The organism is Methylocapsa aurea, assembly GCF_000746085.1.
GTDB classification, from domain to species: Bacteria; Pseudomonadota; Alphaproteobacteria; order Rhizobiales; family Beijerinckiaceae; genus Methylocapsa; species Methylocapsa aurea.
The window spans coordinates 115,706-137,644 of the sequence record NZ_JQKO01000013.1; the positions used below are offsets into that span (position 1 = coordinate 115,706).

General features: G+C 63.7%; 20 protein-coding genes. 8 read left to right on the forward strand and 12 right to left on the reverse strand.

The genetic code is table 11. The features are described from left to right. Window positions 1–46 precede the first annotated feature (46 nt). From DL86_RS10675 to DL86_RS10685, 3 genes are all read left to right on the forward strand, one after another. Window positions 47–508 carry a hypothetical protein gene (locus DL86_RS10675; protein WP_036261066.1) on the forward strand — a complete coding sequence of 154 codons (462 nt, stop codon included), beginning with the start codon at window positions 47–49 and terminating at the stop codon, window positions 506–508. Further along, window positions 508–1,215 (forward strand): hypothetical protein, encoded by a 708-nt coding sequence (locus DL86_RS18710; protein ID WP_051953182.1) that lies wholly within the window; start codon window positions 508–510, stop codon window positions 1,213–1,215. Before DL86_RS10675 ends, DL86_RS18710 begins: the two co-directional genes overlap by 1 nt. A 231-nt stretch (window positions 1,216–1,446) precedes the next feature. Next, window positions 1,447–3,237 carry a PQQ-dependent sugar dehydrogenase gene (locus DL86_RS10685; RefSeq protein ID WP_036261069.1) on the forward strand — a complete coding sequence of 597 codons (1,791 nt, stop codon included), beginning with the start codon at window positions 1,447–1,449 and terminating at the stop codon, window positions 3,235–3,237. Between the two features lie 263 nt (window positions 3,238–3,500). Here DL86_RS10685 and DL86_RS10690 read toward each other — a convergent pair whose 3' ends face one another. Next, complete coding sequence (locus tag DL86_RS10690; RefSeq protein WP_036261072.1) at window positions 3,501–3,797, reverse strand: DUF3175 domain-containing protein; 297 nt, start codon at window positions 3,795–3,797, stop codon at window positions 3,501–3,503. Window positions 3,798–4,002: 205 nt separating this feature from the next. Here DL86_RS10690 and DL86_RS10695 point away from each other — a divergent pair, with 205 nt between their 5' ends. Then, the gene (locus DL86_RS10695; RefSeq protein WP_036261075.1) at window positions 4,003–4,383 is read left to right on the forward strand and encodes a PRC-barrel domain-containing protein; all 381 of its coding nucleotides are present in this window, start codon (window positions 4,003–4,005) and stop codon (window positions 4,381–4,383) included. 3 nt (window positions 4,384–4,386) lie between these two features. Here the strand turns inward: DL86_RS10695 and DL86_RS20820 are convergent, their stop codons facing one another. Beyond that, on the reverse strand, window positions 4,387–4,566 hold the full coding sequence (locus DL86_RS20820) for a magnesium transporter (RefSeq protein ID WP_084572842.1): 180 nt from the start codon (window positions 4,564–4,566) through the stop codon (window positions 4,387–4,389). 184 nt (window positions 4,567–4,750) lie between these two features. Then, a complete protein-coding gene (locus DL86_RS18715; RefSeq protein WP_051953183.1) occupies window positions 4,751–5,023 on the reverse strand; it encodes a hypothetical protein in 273 nt (90 codons plus the stop codon). Between the two features lie 577 nt (window positions 5,024–5,600). Here DL86_RS18715 and DL86_RS10710 point away from each other — a divergent pair. Then, window positions 5,601–8,645: a cation-translocating P-type ATPase gene (locus DL86_RS10710; protein WP_084572843.1), complete on the forward strand. Its 3,045-nt coding sequence runs from the start codon at window positions 5,601–5,603 to the stop codon at window positions 8,643–8,645. 10 nt (window positions 8,646–8,655) lie between these two features. Further along, window positions 8,656–9,834 (forward strand): methionine adenosyltransferase, encoded by a 1,179-nt coding sequence (metK, locus tag DL86_RS10715; RefSeq protein ID WP_036261080.1) that lies wholly within the window; start codon window positions 8,656–8,658, stop codon window positions 9,832–9,834. On the opposite strand, the gene DL86_RS19265 is transcribed toward metK, so the two are convergent. The 3 genes from DL86_RS19265 to DL86_RS10730 all read right to left on the reverse strand — a co-directional run bounded on the left by DL86_RS19265 (window position 9,745) and on the right by DL86_RS10730 (window position 12,206). Continuing rightward, window positions 9,745–10,296: an HMA2 domain-containing protein gene (locus DL86_RS19265; protein WP_202899190.1), complete on the reverse strand. Its 552-nt coding sequence runs from the start codon at window positions 10,294–10,296 to the stop codon at window positions 9,745–9,747. The two genes, metK and DL86_RS19265, sit on opposite strands and share 90 nt — an antisense overlap. Beyond that, window positions 10,289–10,627 carry a hypothetical protein gene (locus DL86_RS10725; RefSeq protein ID WP_036261085.1) on the reverse strand — a complete coding sequence of 113 codons (339 nt, stop codon included), beginning with the start codon at window positions 10,625–10,627 and terminating at the stop codon, window positions 10,289–10,291. Before DL86_RS10725 ends, DL86_RS19265 begins: the two co-directional genes overlap by 8 nt. 187 nt (window positions 10,628–10,814) lie before the next feature. Beyond that, entirely contained in the window at window positions 10,815–12,206 is a 1,392-nt protein-coding gene (locus DL86_RS10730) for a GntP family permease (protein ID WP_036261087.1), read from the reverse strand. Window positions 12,207–12,441: 235 nt separating this feature from the next. Between DL86_RS10730 and DL86_RS10735 the strand changes: the two genes are divergently transcribed. Continuing rightward, on the forward strand, window positions 12,442–15,159 hold the full coding sequence (locus tag DL86_RS10735; protein WP_036261089.1) for a DUF2339 domain-containing protein: 2,718 nt from the start codon (window positions 12,442–12,444) through the stop codon (window positions 15,157–15,159). A gap of 32 nt (window positions 15,160–15,191) precedes the next feature. Here DL86_RS10735 and DL86_RS10740 read toward each other — a convergent pair whose 3' ends face one another. Continuing rightward, window positions 15,192–16,178 carry an extensin-like domain-containing protein gene (locus DL86_RS10740; protein WP_036261092.1) on the reverse strand — a complete coding sequence of 329 codons (987 nt, stop codon included), beginning with the start codon at window positions 16,176–16,178 and terminating at the stop codon, window positions 15,192–15,194. An 88-nt stretch (window positions 16,179–16,266) separates the two neighbouring features. Between DL86_RS10740 and arfB the strand changes: the two genes are divergently transcribed. Next, window positions 16,267–16,689, forward strand: a complete 423-nt coding sequence (gene arfB, locus DL86_RS10745) for an alternative ribosome rescue aminoacyl-tRNA hydrolase ArfB (protein WP_036261095.1) — start codon at window positions 16,267–16,269, stop codon at window positions 16,687–16,689. Window positions 16,690–16,854: 165 nt separating this feature from the next. Here the strand turns inward: arfB and DL86_RS10750 are convergent, their stop codons facing one another. The 5 genes from DL86_RS10750 to dnaN all read right to left on the reverse strand — a co-directional run bounded on the left by DL86_RS10750 (window position 16,855) and on the right by dnaN (window position 21,902). Further along, window positions 16,855–17,370: a DUF2852 domain-containing protein gene (locus DL86_RS10750; protein WP_036261208.1), complete on the reverse strand. Its 516-nt coding sequence runs from the start codon at window positions 17,368–17,370 to the stop codon at window positions 16,855–16,857. A 262-nt stretch (window positions 17,371–17,632) separates the two neighbouring features. Further along, window positions 17,633–18,424: an inositol monophosphatase family protein gene (locus tag DL86_RS10760; RefSeq protein ID WP_036261099.1), complete on the reverse strand. Its 792-nt coding sequence runs from the start codon at window positions 18,422–18,424 to the stop codon at window positions 17,633–17,635. A 2-nt stretch (window positions 18,425–18,426) separates the two neighbouring features. Next, entirely contained in the window at window positions 18,427–18,993 is a 567-nt protein-coding gene (efp, locus tag DL86_RS10765) for an elongation factor P (protein ID WP_036261101.1), read from the reverse strand. A gap of 182 nt (window positions 18,994–19,175) precedes the next feature. Next, window positions 19,176–19,586, reverse strand: coding sequence for a DUF2778 domain-containing protein (locus tag DL86_RS20460; RefSeq protein WP_342585865.1), 411 nt, complete (start codon window positions 19,584–19,586; stop codon window positions 19,176–19,178). Window positions 19,587–20,783: 1,197 nt separating this feature from the next. Then, window positions 20,784–21,902, reverse strand: a complete 1,119-nt coding sequence (gene dnaN / locus DL86_RS10780) for a DNA polymerase III subunit beta (RefSeq protein WP_036261107.1) — start codon at window positions 21,900–21,902, stop codon at window positions 20,784–20,786. Window positions 21,903–21,939 lie beyond the last annotated feature (37 nt).

Genomic DNA, 21,939 nt, shown 5'->3' on the forward strand with positions numbered 1-21,939 from the left:
TTGATCCACTCGAATGATTTCATATTTCAAACCCAGGATGAAACCAATGCAACAGAGAGATTTGCGGTCGGACTCTTCGGCCAATGGCGGTGAGAGCGCGCGTGTCGGAGCAAGCGGGCTATATGCATCTGTTTCGGAGTCGGCGGCCCGGGGCGCGGACGCGCTTTCCACCATTGCCGCCGACGCGATGAATTCGGCGGGATCGGAGCTCGAATCCCTGCGTAGCGAGCTAAATAGTCTCAAAGACACGGTCGCGAAATACGTCGCTCAGGCGGGAAACGAGACCGCCCGAACAGCTCACGAGATCACGTCGAACGTGACCGCTCAACTTGGCGATGTTGCAGGCTCTATCGCCGACAAAGGCGGCGAGGTCGCCTCAATCGCCACCAAACAGGTGAAGACCTTAGGGTCCGAACTCGAAAACATGGCCCGCCGCAATCCCATCGGGGCGCTCGCTGGCGCATTGATGGTGGGCGTGCTGATTGGAATGATGGGACGCCGAAGCTGATGCTGCCAAAGCTCCTCAAATTGCTCGGGCTCGATGTCGCCGCCAAAGTGGAAGCGGTGACCGCCGGCCTTGAGTTGCGCCTTGAGCAGGCGTCGGAGCACATCAGGCAGGTGGCGCGGGAAGCCACGGCGGTCGCAGTGCTCTTCGCCTTAGCCGCATTCGCGGGGGCGATGGCGGTTGCCGTTGGCCTGATTGCGCTTTATCTCTGGACGGCGGATGCTTTTGGCCCTTACGTGGGCCTCGGAGCGGTGGCCGGCATACTGATCGTGATCACCGGCTTGCTCTTGACAGCCGCCATAGTCAAGCGGAGATCGCTGCCGAGCTATAAGATCAAACTTCCTCGCTACGGCAGCGCGGCTGACGCGGAAAGTGAACCCGACCTCATTAAAACCCTTTCTGCTGTGGATGGCGGGGCGGCTTTGGGGCAGGCTCCCACAGCAAAGCCGGCGGCCTCAGGCGCTTCCGCAAGCGATCTTGTCGAGCCTGTCGCTTTCCTTCTCTCGAAGGTTGCTAAGGTCCCAAGCGGCGGAAGTCCGATCGACAAGGAACTGATCGAAAATTCGGATGCGGCATCGCTCGGGGCGGCAAGCGCCGCCATTGATCGCGCCGCCAATGTCGTTCGTCACGGCGATCGCAAAGAGCTAACCCTTGTGCTGTTCGGAGCCGCATTGGTCGGGTGGCTGATAACACGGCGCGCGCGGCGATAATTGTTGGGGCGGCGGCGCGCCTGCGCAGTCATTTCCTCACTAGGCGACCGAGCTACGGCCCAGGCTTGATCATATTACGATCACGGGAAGGGTAGACAAACTCCAATCAATCGAAAAATCGCGGTCGGGATCGCTTCCCGACCGAATGGCTTGAGGAGAACCTATAGCTGGTTAAACGCATTATTCAGAAATGCCCAACAGCCTGCTCATAGTCATCGAAGGATTCTCGCAATGAAATTTGGCACGACTACGTGTGGAAGCGCCGCTCCGATAATCGTTGCGGGCTTCATGATCGCTGGCCTTCTGCTCGCCAGCGCATCTGCGAAAGGCGCCGAGGTCACCGCCCGACCAGACGCCTGCGGAGGCGAAGGCGGCGGCGTCGCATTGCCGCGTGGTTTCTGCGCAACGGTGTTCGCGGACAATGTCGGTCACGCCCGGCATCTCGTCGTTGCGGAGAATGGCGTCGTCTATGTCAACACCTGGAGCGGCGTTTACTACAAAAACGATGCGCCTCCGCCGGGCGGATTTTTGATCGCCCTCAAGGACACGAAAGGCGACGGCCGCGCCGATGTGAATATCCGGTTTGGCGAGACGGCCGCTAGCGGGGGTCATGGCGGGACCGGCATCGCGCTCTACAACGGCGGCCTCTTCGCCGAGATCAACGATCGCATCGTCCGCTACGCTCTGGCGGATGGCGAACTTGCGCCCAAAGGCAAGCCTGAAACGATCGTCTCCGGCCTGCCGCTAACGGGCGATCATCCCATGCATCCGTTCACGATCAACGCGAAGGGCGACCTCTTTGTCGATCTCGGGTCCGCCACGAACGCCTGCGAGGAAAAGAATCGGATGCCGCAATCGCCTGGGAAAATGCCCTGCGCGGAATTGGAGACGCGCGGCGGCGTCTGGCGCTACGACGCCAACAAGACAAACCAGCGTTTCTCTCCTGCGGAGCGCTTTGCGACGGGGTTGCGCAACAGCGAAGGCATCGCGTTCGACTCCTCAGGTCGGATCTTCGCAACGCAGCACGGCCGCGACCAGCTTTATGAGGATTGGCCACAGATCTACAGGCCTGAGCAAGGTCACAACCTTCCCGGAGAGGAGCTGGTGCAGCTGGACAGCGGCGCCGACTACGGATGGCCGGAATGTTATTTCGACAATGAGCAGCAGAAGCTCGTGCTCGCTCCGGAATATGGCGGCGATGGCGGGAAGAAAATTGGCCTCTGCGCTCAGAAGCGGGGGCCCGTCGCGTCCTTCCCCGCCCATTGGGCGCCAAACGATCTGGTGATCTACAATGGGCTGCAGTTCCCTGCAGCCTATCGCGGCGGCGCCTTCATCGCATTCCATGGTTCCTGGAATCGCGCGCCTGCTCCCCAAGGCGGGTATAATGTTGTGTTTCAGCCGCTCGCAGACGGCAAGGCCTCCAGCCCCTATGTGGTCTTCGCCGACGGCTTTGCAGGCGCCATAAAGGAGCCCGGACGAGCGGCATACAGGCCCTCGGGCCTAGCGGTGGGACCGGAGGGCGCGCTCTATGTCGCCGACGATGTTCATGGGCGGATCTGGCGCATCACCTTCAACGGCGGTCCCGAGGTAGCCGGGATCGAGGCCGCGCCAACGCCCAAAAGCGCGAAGGCATTGGCCTCGAGCGACGCCGCGCCGCCGGAAGGCATCCACCCAGAAGCGGGCGCCGCAACAGCCGGCCTTCCTACGCCTCCTGGAGCGACGAAGGAGCAGGTTGCGCTCGGCGCTCAAATCTTCCACGGCGAGGTCAGCGGCGCGACCTGCGGCGGCTGCCACGGGTCAGACGCAAAAGGCACCCCGGTTGGGCCAGACCTCACGACCGGCAAATGGCTGTGGGGCGACGGAAGCCTGCCGGCGATTGCCCGGACCATCACCGATGGAGTCCCAGACCCCAAAGAACACCCTGGCGCGATGCCGCCAATGGGAGGCGCGCAGCTCTCGCAAACCAACATCGCGGCCGTTGCCGCCTACGTATGGGCTGTGGGTCACCAGAAAGCGCCTTGAGCGCGCAACAAGCGCCCCCGCCGATTCCCACCGCAACGCCGCGCCTTCCGATGCAATGTCGCGCCGGAACGCAGCTCTTGTGCAATCGGCGGAGGCCCTGTGCGCGAAGTCTTCCGCAGATGAGCGAATTTCAGCGACAGCTCTACTCCGCAGCCTTGGGCCGTTCGGTAGCGCTTTCTTTGACGCCGCCATCGGCGATGGATGTCAGAAGGTCATTAGTATGCTTTTCTTCGGCCAGCGTAGCATTGGCGTGAGGGCGCGCGTCAACTGTCAGTCCGTTGGAAAGCGCGCCGCAGCTCACATTTTGCGGCCTCGAGTATCTTTTTCCGGTTAGAGCTTAGGTTTCCGCCGGCCCTATTGATGTAGAAGGTCAGCATCGACATTGCCGAACGGAACGGCGTCGACTTGCGCCGCCGGCTGCGCTCGGCTGACTCTTTCAAAGATCGTGCGATTTCCGTCGGGTTGTCGATCTTAAATACGCCGTTCCGCAGATCGAGAGCATTGCTGTTCTCCGTCACCTCAGCTGACCATTTCGGGCCTTTTTGCTTTCGCGCGCTCATTGCTCGGATCCCTCACAAGTTGGCCAGCAGCCCATCAAACTTATCCAAATGACTCCACGGTGAGAGCCCTTGGAGCTCGGAATTTCGACCTTGGAACCCTTCGCCTAGCGATACGTTCCCCGCAGGACAATGCCAGCTTCGCGTTGAGTTTGTGGTTGTTTCCACGGCGAAGCTGCTGTCGCTTCCTAACAATAGGAGTACAAAAATGGGCACCGCCGCACGTTCAGATTTGAACTTGATCTCGAGTGAATATGTTGAGGGCACGAATGTCTACGACCCGAGCGGAAATGAAATAGGGCAAATAGATCACCTCATGATCGACAAGCTCTCCGGCCATGTCCGTTACGCCATCATGAGCTTTGGGGGATTTATGGGCCTTGGCCACAGCCACTACCCTCTGCCCTGGAGCTCGCTCAGCTACGATCAACAACGAGATGGATACACGACGAACGTCACAGAGCAACAACTCAAAGATGCGCCAGAATTCAGCGATGATAGTTGGATGGATCGCGGCTGGGAAACGCGCATGCACCGCCACTACAACGTTGAACCCTATTGGGATGAGACAAGCGCACGGAACCCGTAGCCATCATCCGCCCGGCAGCGCAATGGACATGACTTCAAAATAGATCAAGATGGTCACGCCATCCTGGATAACCGTCGCGACAGGTCCCGAGCCGAACGCCGGATCGAGGCCCAGTCGCGACAGGATCCACGGCAAGAGAAGACCGATCGAGCTTGCGACCGTTCCAGCGGCAAATAGCGAAATAGCGACTCCCTCGGGGCTCGCGAAAGCCGCTTAAAAGGCAAGAACGCCTAGGGTAGCGCCGATAGGGCCATCGGCTACAATCTCCGGGAGCAGGATGCGAGCGAGCGGGCGCGCGGGTTCGGGTGGAAAGGCTCTGAACCGCGACTGTTTCGGTCTGCGCGCCTATGGCGTCGGCCAATAGAGGCTAAGCCGGGATAAGAAAGGCAATCGAAATATTGCGCTGCATCTCCACTTCGAAGGACGTCATAAGCGCTGTCATGCCCGCGCTGATCGCGGCCCCGACGAGAAACCATAGCAGCCGCCGCGACGCGCGCCGCACGGGGAGATCCTCCAAGGCTTCCCTGGCGCCCTGGAGTTGATTTAGATGCCGACGAGGGGACGTGGCGCTCGCGCGCCGGCGCCATGAGCAGAGCCCCGGCGGCGCGACGCCGAGAACGCGTCCATCGAGTCCGATCATCGGAAGAGCGCCACGCTGGCCTCGCCCGCCAACTCGGCAGCGCGCTTCTGAAGGTCCCTCGATTGCGCCGACGGGATGTCAGGCCGGACGAGTTTCGATATAAGCGCGCCGGGAGCGGCCGCAAGGCACGTCCGCCGCGCCGTGATGAAGGCCGTCGAGCGCGCGCCGGGACCAAATCGATGCAAGCATATCGCGCGGATCGAAGGCGCTCTTGCGCCAAGGCCGCCGTCTCGTCGATCGAGGCGAACGGCGCATTGAATGCGGCGAGCGGCCAGATCGCCTTGGCGCTGGTCATCATTGTATCCGGAGTTTCGAGAGTGTATTGATCGCGCAAGCTTGTCCTTGCCTGCCATCGCCTTGGTTTCGCCGTGGAACGGGCCATAGGAAATCCAGAGTCAAAATCGCATGGATACGCTAGTGGGCGCAGGTGGCGCCGCCCGACTTGCCTTGCGCTCGCGCAAGCGCCAAATGCGCTGCCGCGTCGAGACCTTGCTAATGCCCGCCGTTTGCAGCCACAGTGCGACGGCTCGGCCGGAGATTTCGTTCATGCCTAAAACGTCCGGCCTGGAAGCGTAGCTTGGGCCACCCGCCGCACCAAGCTAAGGCCGGCGCCGCGTTGCGCGCCGAAGTCGTTCACGCGGCTGTCGCTGGCCGCATCCGCTTTCGTCATGCAGGGCTTGTCGCGAGCGAAGCTCTTGCTTGCGCCATCGAGGACAGGCTGAAGCAATGTCGCGGCGTCACGGCGGTCAGAGTCAGCGCTTTGACCGGATCCATTCTTGTCGCGTTCCGCCTTCCTGCGACCTTGGACGCGCTCTCGGCGGCCATCGACGCCGTTTCGGCCGAACCGCGAGCCGCAGCGCCGCGAAAATTGCCGCCGCCGGTCAAGGCGCCAGGCGACAACCGTCCGCGGATCGATCACGCCTGGAGCGATCATGCTTGGCATGGGATGCCGGCAGACGCCGTCGCGGCAAAGCTCGCAACCTGCCCCCACGGCGGGCTCCTTTCCGACGAGGCGGCCCGGCGCCTGGCCGCGCACGGCCCCAATGCGCTCGCCCATGTTGAGCCTCGCTCCGCGATCGCGCTCTTTGTCGAACAGATGACAAGCTTGCCGATCGCTTTGCTCGGGGTCTCGGCCGGGCTTTCCATTCTGACGGGCGGACTAGCCGATGCGGCGGTCATAGCCGCGGTCGTCCTGCTGAACGCCGGCATCGGGACAGCGACCGAACGCCAGGCGGAGCATACGATCCTCGGCCTTTCTAACAGCGCGCCGCGTCCGGTTCCGGCGATCCGAGGCGGCATTCGCACCCTGGTCGCGCCTGATGAACTCGTCCCCGGCGATCTCATCGAACTCGAACGCGGCGCGCAGGTGCCCGCCGACGCGCGGCTTTTGATATGCGACGACTTCACGATCAACGAATCGGCGTTGACCGGGGAGGCGCTTCCGGTGCGCAAGGACGCACAAGTTCTGTTGCCGCCCGATACGGTCCTGTCGGACCGCATCAATATGGCCTTCCGCGGAACCGCGGTGACCGGCGGCTCGGGGCTGGCTGTCGTCATCGCGACCGGACCCTCGACCGAGATCGGCCGCGTCCAGCATTTGCTTGGCGCGACGCGCCCGCCGGAGACGCCGATCCAGCGCCAGCTCGGCGATGTCGAGCGGGAGCTGGTGATCGTCAACGGCATGATCTGCGCGGCGGTGTTCGGCCTCGGCTTATTGCGCGGCAATGGCCTCATCCCAATGCTTCGAAGCGCCATCTCGCTCGCGGTCGCGGCCATTCCCGAAAGCCTGCCGGCGGTCGCGACGACGACGCTGGCGCTCGGAATTCAGGATATGCGCAAGCGCAACGTGCTCGTTCGCAAGCTCGAAGCGGTCGAGACCCTCGGCGCCGTCGAGATCATCGGCCTCGACAAGACCGGCACGCTTACCGAGAACCGGATGGCGATGGCTGCGGTCCATGCCGATAGCCTCATGTGCGAGCTCGACGCGGGAAAGCTTATGCAAGACGGCCGGGACGCGTCGGATTCGACCCGCGCCGTGGTCCGGCGCCTTCTCGAAACCGCCGCTCTCAGCAGCGATGCGATCGTCAAGCCCTCGCCACAAGGATCCCAAGGACTGCAGGGGTCCATTGTCGAGGGAACGCCGACCGAATGCGCGCTGATCGAGGCGGCGCTCGCTTTCGATGTCGATGTGGAGGCCTTGCGCCACTCCGCGCGCCTGCTCGCGACCGCCGCGCGCGGTGATGGGCGAAAGCGCATGAGCACGTTGCGGGAGACCGCCGCCGGCGGCCGCCTCGTCTGCGTCAAGGGGGATCCCGTCGAGGTGCTGGCGCGCTGCGCCGCGCAGAGCACGTCGAAGGGGATCGCGCCGCTCGACGCCTCGTCGCGGGCCGATATTCTCAAGGCCAATGAGCGCATGGCCGGCCAGGCCCTGAGGGTCCTTGGCGTCGCCATGGCGGAGGCTGAGCTCGATTTGCGCGATGAGACCGATCTCGTCTGGCTCGGCCTCGCCGGACTGGCCAACCCGATCCGCAAGAGCGTGCAGCCGGCGCTGCGGCGATTGCACCACGCCTCGATCCGAACGGTGATGATCACCGGCGACCAAAGCACGACCGCCTTCGCCATCGCGCGCAACCTCGACCTCGGCAATGGCGGCGCGCTCGAGGTCCTCGAATCCGGTTCGATCGCCGGCCTGCCGAAGGACGCGCTCGCCGCGCTTATCGCCAAGCCGCAGGTCTTCGCGCGGGTCAGCCCTGTCGACAAGCTCAATATCGTCAGGGCGCTGCAGAGCAACGGCCGCATCGTCGCCATGACCGGCGACGGGATCAATGACGGTCCGGCCCTGCGCGCCGCCGATATTGGCATCGCCATGGGCGGCGAGGGCTCGGACGTCGCGCGCGAGGTCGCCGACATCGTTCTCGCCGGCAATGATCTCGAAGGAATCGTCGAGGCGATCCGCCTCGGCCGGGCGACTTACGCCAATATCCGCAAGGTCTTGCGCTACCTTATCTCGACCAATGCAGCCGAAACCTTTACCATGCTGGGCGGGGCGTTCGTCGGCTCCGGAGAAGCCCTGACGCCGATGCAGCTTCTATGGCTCAATCTCGTGTCGGACGCCTTGCCGGCGCTCGCCCTCGGTCTCGAGCCGCCGGAAGCCGATGTGCTCGATCAACCGCCGCACGACCCGCACGTCCCGATCCTGACGCCTGCGGATTTTCGCACCTTGCTGCGCGAGGGCGCCATCATGGGCGGGGCCACGCTCGCCGGCTATTTTCTCACCGGCGGCAGCGCCGCGACTCACGCGCGGGCAAGCACGGTCACCTATCATGGTCTCGTGATGGCTCAGTTTCTGCACGCGATCAGTTGTCGCTCGCAAACAGGCGGCTTCGCCAGTGAATTCCGCCGCCCGAAGAGCCCAAGGCTTTATGGCGCGCTCGCCATGTCCGCCGCCCTGCAACTCGCCACCCAGGTCTTCCCGGCGACGCGCCGCCTCTTCGGCTTGGCGCCGATCGGTTTCGCGGACGCCGCGGCGATCGCTGGAATCGCGGTCGGCAGCACCTTGACGAACGACATCGCAGGACTTCTGCGCGGGCGCGGCGCGCCCTCCCTTTCCCCAAAGAACTGAGGGCTGCAGAATGGCCTCGAGCATGATCTTCACCTCGGAATCGGTCACGCCGGGTCACCCGGACAAGCTCTGCGACCAAATCAGCGACGCGGCGATCGACGCTTTCCTGCGCGAGGATGCGGGAGCGCGCGCCGTGGTCGAATGCGCGGTGGCGACCGGCATCGTGTTTCTGGCCGCGCGATTCGCCGCCGAAGCCGTTGTCGATTTGCCGTCGATCGCCCGCAAGGTGATCGCCAGCGCCGGCTACTTCGACCCTCAGTTTGACGCCCGCAATTGCTCGATCCTGACCAGCCTCGTCGAACTTCCCAAGACGACGCGCGAGCCCCCGCCAAAGCAATTCGACGAGGAGGCCATCGAAAAGGGCGTTGCTCAGGATCAGGCCAATGTGTTCGGCTATGCCTGCCGCGATACGCCGGAATTGATGCCGCTGCCGGTCAGCCTCGCGCATCGGCTCGCCCGAAACCTCGATCATGCGCGGCGGACTGGCGCGCCAGGGCTTTCGCCCGACGGCAAGACCCAAGTGTCGATCGAATACGCGGATGGGCGGCCGGCGCGCATCCACAGCATATCGATCACTGCGGCGGTCGCGGCGGATGGCGCCGGGGCGGAGCTTGCGGACCGCTTGCGCGCAATGGCGCTCGAAACCTTCGGCGACGATGGGCTGAAACCCGATGCGCGGACGAAGATCCATATCAATGCCGGCGGCTTCTACGAAACCGGGGGGCCGGCGCGCCATGCGGGCCTCACCGGGCGCAAGAACGGGATCGACACCTATGGCGAGATCGCGCGGCAGAGCGGCGCGGCCCTTTCCGGCAAGGACCCCTCCCGGATCGACCGCATCGGCGCCTATGCCGCCCGCCACGCCGCAAAGAATGTGGTTGCGGCGGGCCTCGCCGACCGCTGCGAGGTTCACGTCGCTTATGCGATCGGCCGCGCCGATCCGCTCAGCCTCTCGGTCGAGACCTTCGGCAGCGGGCGCCTTGACGATGCCGAAATTGCGGCTCGGCTGACGCGCAGTCTCGACCTGCGCCCGCTCGCGATCACCGCGCGTTTCGGCTTAAGGACCCGCCCCGCTCATGCCGGCGACGCCGGTTTCTACTCACCGCTCGCCGTCTATGGGCATTTCGGCCGCGCCGACCTCGATCTGCCGTGGGAGGCGCTCGACCTTGTTGAAGCGCTGCGAGGCTGACGCAGCGCCCATCCAGTCTTGACCGGAGGGACGGCCGGCCGTCTCGAGCCCCAATAAACGGGCCGCATACCATACCAAGGTGAGCGCCGGCGGCAGGAACCGCCCTTCGGTCATCTGCCAAAGAGCGATGGCGCCAAGGCCGGCCGCTACGGCCGTTCTCGGATCGACCGGCAGCTTCGGCCATTCGAGCGGCGGCGGAGGCGCAAGCGACACAGCTTTGGCGATCGCGAACAAATGCGCCTTCTCGGCGGCCGCGATGACCAAATCCAATGGCGGCCCATGCCGGATCAAGAGGCTCCCGGTCAGCGGAAAGACTTCGACCTCGAAAATGCCGGGGATTGCGGCAAGCCCATTGGCGACCGACGCGAGGAACGCCTTGTCGCCGCGGCGGGCTTCTATGCGCAGACGCGCCCGGCCCGGCATGGCGTGAACGATTTCGCAGTTCGGAACCGGGTCACTCATGGGGCTTGGCCTCGGTCTCCGCAGGCGGCGCTGGCTCCGTCGGCTCCTTGGCGCCGGCGGCCGCTTCCGCCTTGGCCATGGCCGCAGCCACCGCGGCCGCCAGAACCTCCTCGGTCACCTCGGCCTTGGCCTCCGCATAGAGGTCCTCGGCCGCTTCGGCGACCTCGGCGCCGCGAACCCGCGCCTCATGGATCGCGGCCAGCGCCACCTTCAGAACCGCTTTCGCCGCCGGCCGCGCCTGATGCGCGACCTGCGACCCATAAAGCACGGCCCCCGCAGCGCCGGCGACGGCGCCAACCACCACTCCGACAAAACCCGCCAAAGGCCACATGGCCATATTCTCCCGAAATCAGGCAAGGTCACGATAGACGCCCGCCGATGAGCCTTGCCGGCAACTAGTTGATTCGATCGGCCCCGTCCGCATCGGTTGGAGCGGATCACCTATAGCCGATCTGGCTCGAAAATCACAAATGTTCGCCATCGCCGCGACGGGTCGCGGCCCGGACCGGACGCTCGCCTCAATAAAGGCCCGTGAGATAGTAAAAGCCGATCGCTACGAAGACGGCCGCTGTTTTTAGAAGGGTCACCGCGAAAATATCCCCATAGGATTCCCGATGGGTCAGGCCGGTCACCGCGAGCAGCGTGATGACCGCCCCATTGTGCGGCAGCGTGTCCATGCCGCCGCTCGCCATCGCGGCGATCCTGTGCAGGACATCCATGGGAATATGGGCCATCTCCGCCGCGGCGATGAACTGCTTCGACATCGCGGCAAGCGCGATGCTAAGGCCGCCGGACGCCGAGCCGGTGATTCCGGCCAGCGTCGAGACGGCGATGGCTTCATTGACCAGCGGGTTGGGAATCTGCGCCAGCGCCTCGCGAATGGTCAGGAAACCCGGCAGTGCGGCGATGACCGCGCCGAACCCATATTCCGAAGCCGTATTCATCGAGGCGAGGAGCGCGCCCGAGACCGCCGCCTTGGACCCCTCGGCGAATTTCGCGCATAACGGCCGAAAAGCGAAGGCGAACACCGTCAGAATGCCGGCGATGAGGGCGCCTTGGATGGCCCATATCGCGGCCAGCGAAGATACGTCGGCCACTGCCGGCTGGCTCATTCCTGCGAGCTGGGCCTCGTGTCTGGCGCCATAGGCCGCGCCAATGAGCGAGGTGAGCGCGCGGTTGCCGGCGAAGACGACGATGAGCGGCAGGATGGCGATGGCGGGCGCCGTGAGCCGATCCTTCGCCACCGGCTCCGGCTCGTTGATGTGGTTTGCTCCATAGCCCTCCCCCGCCGCAGACGCGAGGCGGCGGCGCCATTCGAGATAGGCGAGGCCCGACGCGAGGATAAAGGCGGCCCCGACGACGCCGAGGATCGGGGCGGCCCATGTCGTCGTCTTGAAGAAAGTCGTCGGGATGATGTTTTGAATCTGAGGCGTGCCCGGCAGCGCATCCATCGTAAAGCTGAAAGCGCCGAGCGCGATCGCCCCGGGAATCAGCCGCTTGGGAATGCCGCCTTGGCGAAACATCTCCGCCGCGAAGGGATAGACCGCGAAGACGACGACGAACAGCGAAACGCCGCCATAGGTCAGCACGGCGCAGACGAGCACGATCGATAGGATCGCGCGCCGCTCGCCGACGATGCCGATGACCGCGGCGACGATTGATTTCGAGAAGCCGGAAAGCTCGATGACCTTGCCGAAAATGGCCCCGAGCAGGAACACCGGAAAATAGAGCTTCAGGAAGCCGACCATCTTTTCCATGAACACGGCGGTAAAGATGGTTGGGACAGTCGCCGGATCGGTGGCCAGAACCGCGAGCATCGCCGCGATCGGCGCGAAAAGGATGACGCTGAAGCCCCGATAGGCGACGAACATCAGCAGGAACAGCGCGGCGAGCGCGATCAGGAAATTCATGCCGATGGCCCCCTAACGGCAAAGATGCAGGTCTACTCTAACGGTGCTGGAACGCATGAACCCCTCGAACGGCGGATGGTCCGCGGCCGCTGTCCGCTCGCCTTATTGTTCGGGCGCCTGCTCATTTCCAGGGTTTTCTTGTCCGCGTCTCCAAGCCGCGGCCAACGACCCCTGCTTGCCGCGCAGCTACCGGCGTGCGACCATTGATTCATCGCAGTTTTGTCGGAATTGATCGATGGATGACGGGCCTTGGGTAGCGTTGGCGCTGGCTGGCGTCGTCTTTTTCTTTCTCGGACCCATCGGCTTCTTCCTGGCAATTGGCGCCCGCAAGCGGCTCAAACTCGCGGAAGGCAAGATTCTCGCGCTTGAAACGCAACTGCGGGCCGCGCCCAGCCCTCTAGGCGCCGCCGCGCCAATAGTCGAAGAGCCCTCGACTCAGCCTGAGCAAGCCGAGGAGATTGCGCCTGACGCCGTGTGGGAGGCCGCTCACGCCATTAAAGACATTGGCGAGGCCAAAGGCCCGCCGCCGCTGGTCGCCCCGCGGCCGCGCCGCAATCTCGAAGAGGCGCTTGGCGCGCATTGGGCGGTCTATGTCGGCGGCGTCGCTCTGGCCCTCGGCGGGCTTCTGCTGGTGCGCTATTCGATCGAACAGGGCTGGTTCGGTCCGGGCACGCGCGTGGCGCTTGGCCTCCAGCTCGCCCTGACGCTGGTCGCCGCCGGCGAGATCTTGCGCCGCCGCGAGAAGGCCGCCAGCGTCGCGGCGCTGGCCGCTGGGGAGCCCGCCAATCCGACGATCACTCCCGCCGTGCTCACCGCCGCGGGCACGGTCGCGGGATTTGGCGCGATCTACGCCGCCCATGCGCTCTACCATTTCATTGGGCCGAACATCGCCTTTCTCACGCTCGGAGCATCCGGCTTGGCCGCCATGTCCGCCGCCGCGCTGCACGGGCCCGCATTGGCGGGTCTTGGCCTTGCCGGCGCGCTGGCGACGCCGCTTCTCGTCCAATCCGATGCGGCCGATGCCTGGCCAGCCGTCATCTATGTCGCGATCGTCACCGCCGCGACCTATGGCCTCGCGCGGCTGCGCGCCTGGCTATGGCTGGCGCTGGCGGGCGCCGCCGGAGCGATCCTTTGGGGCCTCTTGTTCAGCCTCGACGGCGCCGAGTCGGCGCATGCCAATTTCGCGCATGTCGTCATAGAGACGGCGCTGGCGAGCCTTGTCTTCGCCTTGGACCGGCGCGTCGTCGCGCCCGAACAGCAGGCCAAGGTCGACCCGGTCTCGACTCTTGGGCCGCTCGCCTTCGGGGCATTGGCGATCTTCGTTCTCTTCAGCAGCGCGCTATCGGGCGTCTTCGATCTCGCCTGGATGCTGACCGGGGCCGCCGCAGCCGCGATCCTCGCCGCGACGGGGGCGCTCGCCCCGCCTGCGGCCGGCGTGATCGCTGGGGCGGGCGCTCTCGTTGTGGCAATCCTCTGTATTTGGACCGGCGATGGAACGGGACCTTGGGCCGTCGATCTCGCGCAAGACGCTTTTTCGGTCTGGTTCGCGCCGCTCTATCCGACGCGATTTTCCCTTTTCGCCGCGCTCGGCTCCGGCCTTGTCGCCTGGCTCGGCGGCATCACGCTGTATCGCCAACCCAATTTACCCGCGCCGATCGCCCTGATCTATGCCGTCGCGGCGAGTTTGACGCCGCTCGCGGCGCTCGCCCTCGCCTATCTGCGGTTGACTCATAGCGACGCGAGCCTGCCCTTCGCCGTCATCGCCGGCCTGCTGGCCCTGGCCTTCCTCTTTGCCGCCGCCGCTTTCCGGCGCGGCCATTTTGTCGCGGCCTCGCCAGCGCTTTATCTCGGCCTTGGCGTCATGGCCTCAGCCGCCTTGGGCGCCTTGGCGCTCGGCCTCGTCTTCGCCTTGGATCGCGGCATGTTGACCGTCGCGCTGGCCCTCGCCGCGCTTGGCGCGGCGATCGTCGAGAGCCGCCTCTCGATTCCGGCGCTGCGTTGGGCGGTCGCCGGGCTTGGCCTCGTGGTCGCCGCCCGCCTGGCCTATGAGCCGCGCATCGTCGGCGCCGACCTCGGCGCGACGCCGATCTTCAACTGGCTGCTGTTCGCCTATGGGGCGCCAGCCGTGGCGTTCGGGCTGGCGGCGCGGATTATGCGCCGCGCATCGGGCGAAGACCGGCCGGTCCAGATCACTCAGGCGCTCTCCATCATATTCTTCGCATTGCTGTTTTTCTTTGAGATCCGGCACGCGCTGAACGGCGGCGATCCCTATGCGACAAGCTCCGGCCTCGTCGAGCAAGGCCTTTTCGCCACTGCCTCGCTCGCTTTCGCTTTAGCCCTGACCCGCCTCGACGCGATGCGGGCGAGCCGGGTGTCCCGCTTCGCCTCACTCGTTTTCGGCGTGATTTCCGCGCTGATTGGCGTCTTTGGCTTGAGCCTCTTCGAAAATCCCTATTTCAGCGGCGAGGCCATCGAAGGCGGCCGATTCTTCAATGCGATCCTTCTCAGCTATGGTCTGCCGGCCTTGCTCGCCGGGGGTTTGGCGCGCGCGGCGCATCGCGCGCGGCCCCCATGGTTCGTCGTCGGCGTGCGCATAGAGGCGCTGGTTCTGCTCTTCCTGCTCGCGACGCTGGAAACGCGGCGCTTCTTCCAAACTGAGCTGATCGGCTGGACGCATGCGACATCGGAAGCCGAGAACTACGCCTATTCGGCGGTCTGGCTGGCGCTTGGCATTGTGCTTTTGGCTTTCGGGCTCTGGCGGGCCTCGCGCGAGATGCGGCTTGCTTCAGGGCTCTTCATCGTCGCGGCCGTTCTAAAGGTGTTCCTTTACGATCTCTCGCAACTCGAAGGCATCCTTCGGGCTTTGTCCTTCCTTGGCCTCGGCGCCGTTCTGATCGGCATTGGCCTTGTCTATCAAAAGCTGGTCTTTCGACGCGCCCCCCGGACAGGATGACGCATCTTCATTGATCTGGGCCTCGCCATCGGTCAACGCCGCGCGATTGACGACGGCAGATCCCAATCTTGCGGTTTTCCCTCCATCGCGGCGGCGGCATCGGCGCGCCGCCCCCCCTGAACCGGCTCTGGTGGGACAATGGCAGGAGACCGCGTCATCGGCATTCGCGCCGCCCGCGCGAAATATTCCGCCGGGATGCTCGCCATCGGCGCCGGGCCCGGTCCTGCATGCAAGGCAAGCGGGCCGCCATGACTTTTGACCTGGGCGATATCGACATCGTCGTCAATCTCGGGGGCATTGGGCAACCCGTCGCGCGGAAGGTCCGGCGTCGCGCTTGGCCCTAGCCAGGGCCGGCAGACCCGGCGCGGGCCATTCGATGAATTGCCATGCATCGCGAGATCGGCATGAATATGATTATAGTGGAACATGTTCGAGCCGGGGCCAAGCACCGTCGTGAAATGGCCGCAGGCGCCGGCGTGAATGTCCTGCAGGAAGGCGCGGGTCTGGTCATCGCCCCTTGTCCAATCGCGCACGATGAGAATCTCCCGGCCATCGCCGAGGCGAAAGCCGCCAATATCGATCGCATTGCCGAACGCATGTTCGGAAATGCGCGCGCCCGGCTGATTGTTCATGGCCCGGCAGCTATAAGCCCCCATCGAGTCGATTTGAACGACAGGCTGACCGAACCGCGCTTGCGCGGTCGGCTGAACGACGTCTGCGAGCCAAGCATTCAGGGCGGCGATCATCGGGCAATCGAGCAAAGCGTTTGAATTGAAGCTGACCGCGCCGTCCTGCAAGGCGCTGACCTTGAACGGCTGGGTCAGGCCGCAGATGCCGGGTCCATCGATTTCGCGCGCCGGCTGGACATAGGCCGAAACATGGATGAGCCTTTGCGCAATGCAGGCATTTTCCGCCTGGCCACGCCATGCCGGCCGGCGCGGCCTCTCGTAATTCGAGCAGCCGGCCAGCATTCCGATGAGGGCCGCCAGGACGGCCAATGGCAGAAGGCGTCGCGCCATTGCAAAGACATGCGCGCGAGTTATTAATCGCCGCTAAAGCATCGCGGTTAATGATTGCGAAACCGTCGTTGAGCAATAGGGCGAAACCATGCCGCGGATCGAGGTGACCCCGGAGATCTCGATCGACGAGGCCGAACTCGCCTTCTCTTTCGTGCGCGCCAGCGGGCCCGGCGGACAGAATGTCAATAAGGTTGAGACCGCCGCGCAATTGCGTTTCGACGTCGCCAATTCTCCCTCGCTCGAACCAGCGGTGAAGCGCCGCCTGGAGCGGCTCGCCGGCAGCCGGTTCACCAAGGAAGGCGTCGTGGTGATTTTTGCCCAGAACCGGCGCTCGCAGGAGCAAAACCGGCAGGATGCGCTTGGCAGATTGCTCCGCCTGATCGCGGCCGCGGCGGAACGGCCGAAGCCGCGAATCAAGACGCGGCCGAGCCTTTCGGCGCGCAGGCAACGGGTTGAATCGAAGGTGCGGCGAGGTGAAACCAAGCGGCTCAGAAGCGGGCCGCCGGAGTGACCTTTCAAAGCGCTTTGAGTTTCGGCGGGCTCAGAAAGCAACTCTAGGTCTTATTTTACCGCATTGTCTTAACGCGAACCGGCATCCACTTCGCTCGAAAATGCTCTAGGGTGGCCGGGCGCCGCCAAACCGCCGCGCCCCTGCCCTTGCACCCCTTTGCCTCGGTTAAATCGACGGATCGCCGCCCGGCGCGCGCCCTTGCTGGCTGCGCCGCTCGTTCATGAACCGGTCGAATTCCTCGCGGTCCCTGGCGCGGCGGAGATTTTCCATGAATTCGGCGAATTCGCGTTCGGCCTGAACGAGCTTTTGGCGCTCCTCTTCGAGCCGCGCGAGTTCGGCGGCGCGCCAGTCGTCAAAGGCGAGATTGCCGGTGGAGCTAAAGCCGCGCCACGGATGCGCCCCAGCGCCCCAGCGGCCAGATCCGCAAGCCCAGCCCCAGTTTGATCTATTTTCCCATTTTTCCCGCCCAAAGGTGATGATATCGCCCTCGTAACCCGATTTTTTCTGCCAGAACTTCCAGACGAGGATTCCAAGACCGATCGGCCAATAGACGATGAAGCCCAGAACCATCGCGAGAATTTCGACAGGCTTCCAATGGCCGGGCCGGCATCCGCGCCGGCCTGGCCCCGCATCTTCTCGTTCCGCAAACGGCTGGTAGGGCCTTCCCGTGTCAGCGCTCATAAAAGTCCGCTCCATGATGACGCAAGGCCGAAGCGATGCGGCGCCAGATGGCGCGGATAAGATATGGGTTCTCAATTTGGTTCTTCGAGCCGGCCGGGATCAACTTCTCGCGAGGCTTTATGGTTGTCGCGAGGCCTTGGCGCGTCGCCTAGAGCGGGATGCGAAAAAGTGGACTCCGGTTTTTCGCGTCAAATCCCGCTCTCTTCTCAACAATAGATCACGTTTCATGCTTTTGGATGTTTCCATCTAAAAGCATCGCGATCTAAGCCGCCTTGATAAGATCCAAAAGATTGCGATGCATCACGTCATTGCCGGCGCAGATCGAGCCTTTGGCCAGCATGTCCTGGCCGCCGTCTGCGTCGGTCACGAAGCCGCCCGCCTCCTTGATGATGACGATTCCGGCGGCGATGTCCCAGGCCTGCAGGTTGCGCTCCCAGAACCCATCATAGCTGCCCGAGGCGACGAAACAAAGATCGAGGGCCGCCGCGCCGAGCCGGCGGATATTGCCGGCGCGCGCCATGACCGATGCGAATTCGGCCTTGAATCGCGGGTGCTCCTTGGCCTTGCCGATGTGGGGAATGCCGCAGCCGATCAGGGCGTCGGCCATGTCGCGCCGCGCCGCCACCCGCAGGCGGCGGTTGTTGTAATAGGCCCCTTGGCCCTTTTCGGCGATGAACATGTCGTCATTGGCCGGATTATAGACCAGGCCGGCGACGATCTGCCCTTCCCGCGCGAGGCCGATCGAAATCGCGAAGATCGGCAGCCCGTGCAGGAAATTGGTGGTGCCGTCGAGCGGATCGATGAACCAGGTGTGGCTCTTGTCAGCGCCTTCGACCGCGCCGCCTTCCTCGAGCACGAAGCCATAGCCGGGCCGGGCCTTGGTCAATTCCTCGAATAGAATCTTTTCGGCCTTGCGATCGGCCGCGGAGACAAAATCGCCTGGGCCTTTCACCGAGACCTGCAGATTCTCCACCTCGCCGAAGTCGCGCTTCAGGCCGCGCCCGGCCTTGAGCGCGGCGGCGGTCATCACATTCATAAGGGCGGATCTGATCATATTTAGTCCGCCCGACGCATATAGGTGACTTCGTTGGTGTCGACGACGATCCGCTCGCCGGCTTCAATAAAGACCGGCACGAGCACGCGCAGGCCGTTTTCGAGCTTCGCCGGCTTATAGGACGAGGTCGCAGTCTGGCTCCGCACGACGGGATCGGCCTCGACGATTTGCAGCGTGACATAGGCCGGGAGCTTGATGCTGATCGGCCGGGCCTCGTGCATTTGCAGCGTGACCTTCATCCCATCCTGCAGGAAGGCGGCGCGTTCGCCGACCCAATCGGATGCGAGCTCGATCTGCTCGTAGCTTTCGAGATCCATGAAGACGAGGCTCTCGCCCTGCGCATAGAGAAAGCTGAAATCCTTGAGTTCGAGATCGATCGCCTCGACCGTCGCGTCGGAGCGGAAACGCTCGTTGAGCTTGCGCCCGTCGATGAGGTTTTTCAGCTCGACCTGATTGAAGGCGCCGCCTTTTCCAGGCTTCACCGCATTGGTTTTCACCGCGACCCAGAGGCCGCCATCATGTTCGATGACGGCGCCGGGCGCGATCTGGTTTCCGTTGATTTTGGGCATTGGCCTCTCGTTTCGCTCCGGCGGTCCGGCTTCATGTGCCCGCCCGGCTCGCGCGCGTCAACCAGGCCGCGACATCGACGCTCGAGAAAAGTCACATGTTACAAACATCGAGGCTAAAATGCCGCGCCGAACCGCTCGAACCAAAGAGCCCGCACGCCGCCAAAGCGCATTGCAGGCGCCGTTCAATTCAGGCGCGCGACGACGACGAGGCGTCTAATCTCACCCTTTTCATACGCCTGCAAGAATGCGTTGTAGTTCCTAAACGATACGCATCCGTTCGAATCGCCGTTCGGGCCGAGCATGTAAGTATGCGCGAGGAGGCCTGTCCGTCCATAAACGCCGCCGCCGCCGACCGGCTTCAACCGCAACGCGCGCACTCCGTGGAAAAGCTGCTCGCGCGGAGCAAGCTCGTAGACGCTCGGCGGCGTGGCTCCGCGCATTCGTTCGTTGACGTAACGCGGATCGTCCAACCTATCGCCTAGGCCTGAGTGCGCTTCCAATTTCGTTCCATTGGGCAGGTAGACGGTATGCGCTGAGATATCATAAATGGCGGTCGCTTGATCGAAGCGGGGCGACGGGACGACAGACGCCATTTTTCGCGCATCGTCGACAACGCCATCTTGCGGAGCCGCATATGCGAGGGCCCGGCCCGAAGGTTGCGGGAAGGAGAAAAGCTTCTCGAAAAATGAGCGATTATCCGGGGCGGCGGTTGGGACGACGCTCCTTCTGTTCTGCTGCGCGAACCGCCGCCCGGACGCGGGCAATGGACTATGGCTTTCCAACAATCCTAGCTCGGTCGGGCGCGGCACTGGCAAAGGCGCGCTCTCGGCAAGTCGAAGATTGGCCGGCGTCGCCGCCGATGCGACGTCTTCCGGCTCTGTGGTTGAAGCGGAGGGCGCCGACAGAATTGGCTCAAGGCGCGCTTCAAGCGGAAAGCTTTGCGCAAGCGGAGCCGGCGCAGAGCCCGAGAGGGCTCTTGGGTCGAATAGCGCGCCATAAGGATTCGAGGCGATAGGATTCGAAGCAAGCCTTGCCGCGGGTTTGGTCGTAGGCGCTTCAACCGCATGGGGGGCATCTGGACGCACATATAGCGTCCAGAAACCAAACAACATGCTCAAGGCGAGCGTGACGGCGCCCGGAACGATCCGAGCAAATATGTTCAGAAGCGATCGACCGCGCTTTAATGGAGCCAAGTCATGTGACGTATCGATCCAGTGCGTCATTCGTCCCGCTCTCGAAGAGATTTCGTTTCGCGGCGCCTGTCGGTCGCCAGCGTAATTTGCGGATGGATGCGCGATCAAACACGCCGGCTGCGTAGGAATCGTCTGCCCGCCTTTCAACCATCCGCACAAGGAGCTGCGCATCCTTGTTGCAGCCAGATTGGGGCGAATTTTAGTTAAATTCCGATGAATGAGTATTTTGCGCCGATCGCGGGGCGATCGGCGAAGCGGGCTACAGCCTTCGAAAAGGCTGGGCGTCGGCCGCGACGCCTTCGGCGAAATTCAGCGGTCCAGGAAAGCCGAGCGGAACCTTCGAGCCGAGGCTGCGGCCATTACCACGAAGGGCCGCCACCATCAAACGCTTGAATCGATCGGCGCAAGCATGAGCGATCAGAAGCCCTCATGGTGAGGAGCGCCTGTAAGACGCGTCTCGAACCACGAGGGCGTCATGCGTCAAAGCCAACAGAGCGCTCCCTCGTGCTTCGAGACGCGAGCTTTGCTCGCTCCTCAGCATGAGGAAGCTCGGAGCGGTTACGGAGGGAGGATTTATTCGCGGACAAACCTGAACCCTCACACCCGCATTGGCATCAACACATAGAGCGCGCTGGCGCCTTCGCGGTCCTGCACGAGGGTTGGCGAGCCGGGATCGGCGAGTTTGAACAACGCCGTGTCGCTGTCGAGCTGTTCGGTGATGTCGAGGAGGTAGCGGGCGTTGAAGCCAATATCCATCGGCGCGGCATCGTAATCGACGTCGAGTTCCTCGACCGCCGAGCCGGAATCCGGATTGGTCACCGACAAGGTCAGCTTGCCCTCCGCAACGGCAAGTTTCACCGCGCGGCCGCGTTCCGAGGAAATTGTCGAGACCCGATCGACCGCGGCGGCGAAAGGCCCGCGATCGACGACGAGGCGCTTGTCATTGCCCGAGGGGATGACGCGCATATAGTCTGGAAAAGTGCCGTCGATCAGCTTCGAGGTCAGCACCACATCCCCAAAGGTAAAGCGCACCTTCGTCGTCGAGATTTCGACGCGGACTTCCTGGGCCGGATCCTCGACGAGTTTCAGCACCTCGGCCACGGCCTTGCGCGGCACGATGACGCCGGGCATGCCGACCGCCCCCTTGGGAGCGGGAATATCGATGCGGGCGAGCCGGTGCCCGTCGGTGGCGACGGCGCGCAGCATGACATGGCCTTCGACATCGGCGGCGTGCAAGAATATGCCATTGAGATAATAGCGCGTCTCTTCGGTTGAAATCGCGAACTGGGTCTTTTCGATCAGCCGCTTCAGATCGCCGGCGCCAAGGCTGAAATCATGGCTGAAATCGCCGGCGGCGAGATCGGGAAAATCGCTTTCCGGCAGAGCCTGGAGATTGAACCGCGAGCGGCCGGAGCGCAGCTGCAATTGGCCGCCCTCGCCATTTGCGTCGAGCGAGACCTGGGCGCCATCGGGCAGCTTGCGAACGATGTCATAGAGGATATGGGCGGGAAGCGTGGTCGCGCCGGGGAAGCCGACATCGGCGGGAAGGCGCTCGGTCACTTCGAGGTCGAGATCGGTCGCCTTCAGAAGCAGGGATTGGCCGTCCGCCCGCAGCAGGACATTCGAGAGGATCGGAATCGTATTGCGGCGCTCCACCACGCGATGCACGTGGCCGAGCGACTTCAACAGGGCCGCTCGTTCGAGAGTGACTTTCATGGGGCGGTCCAATCGGGTTTCTGTTCGGTCCGTCTCG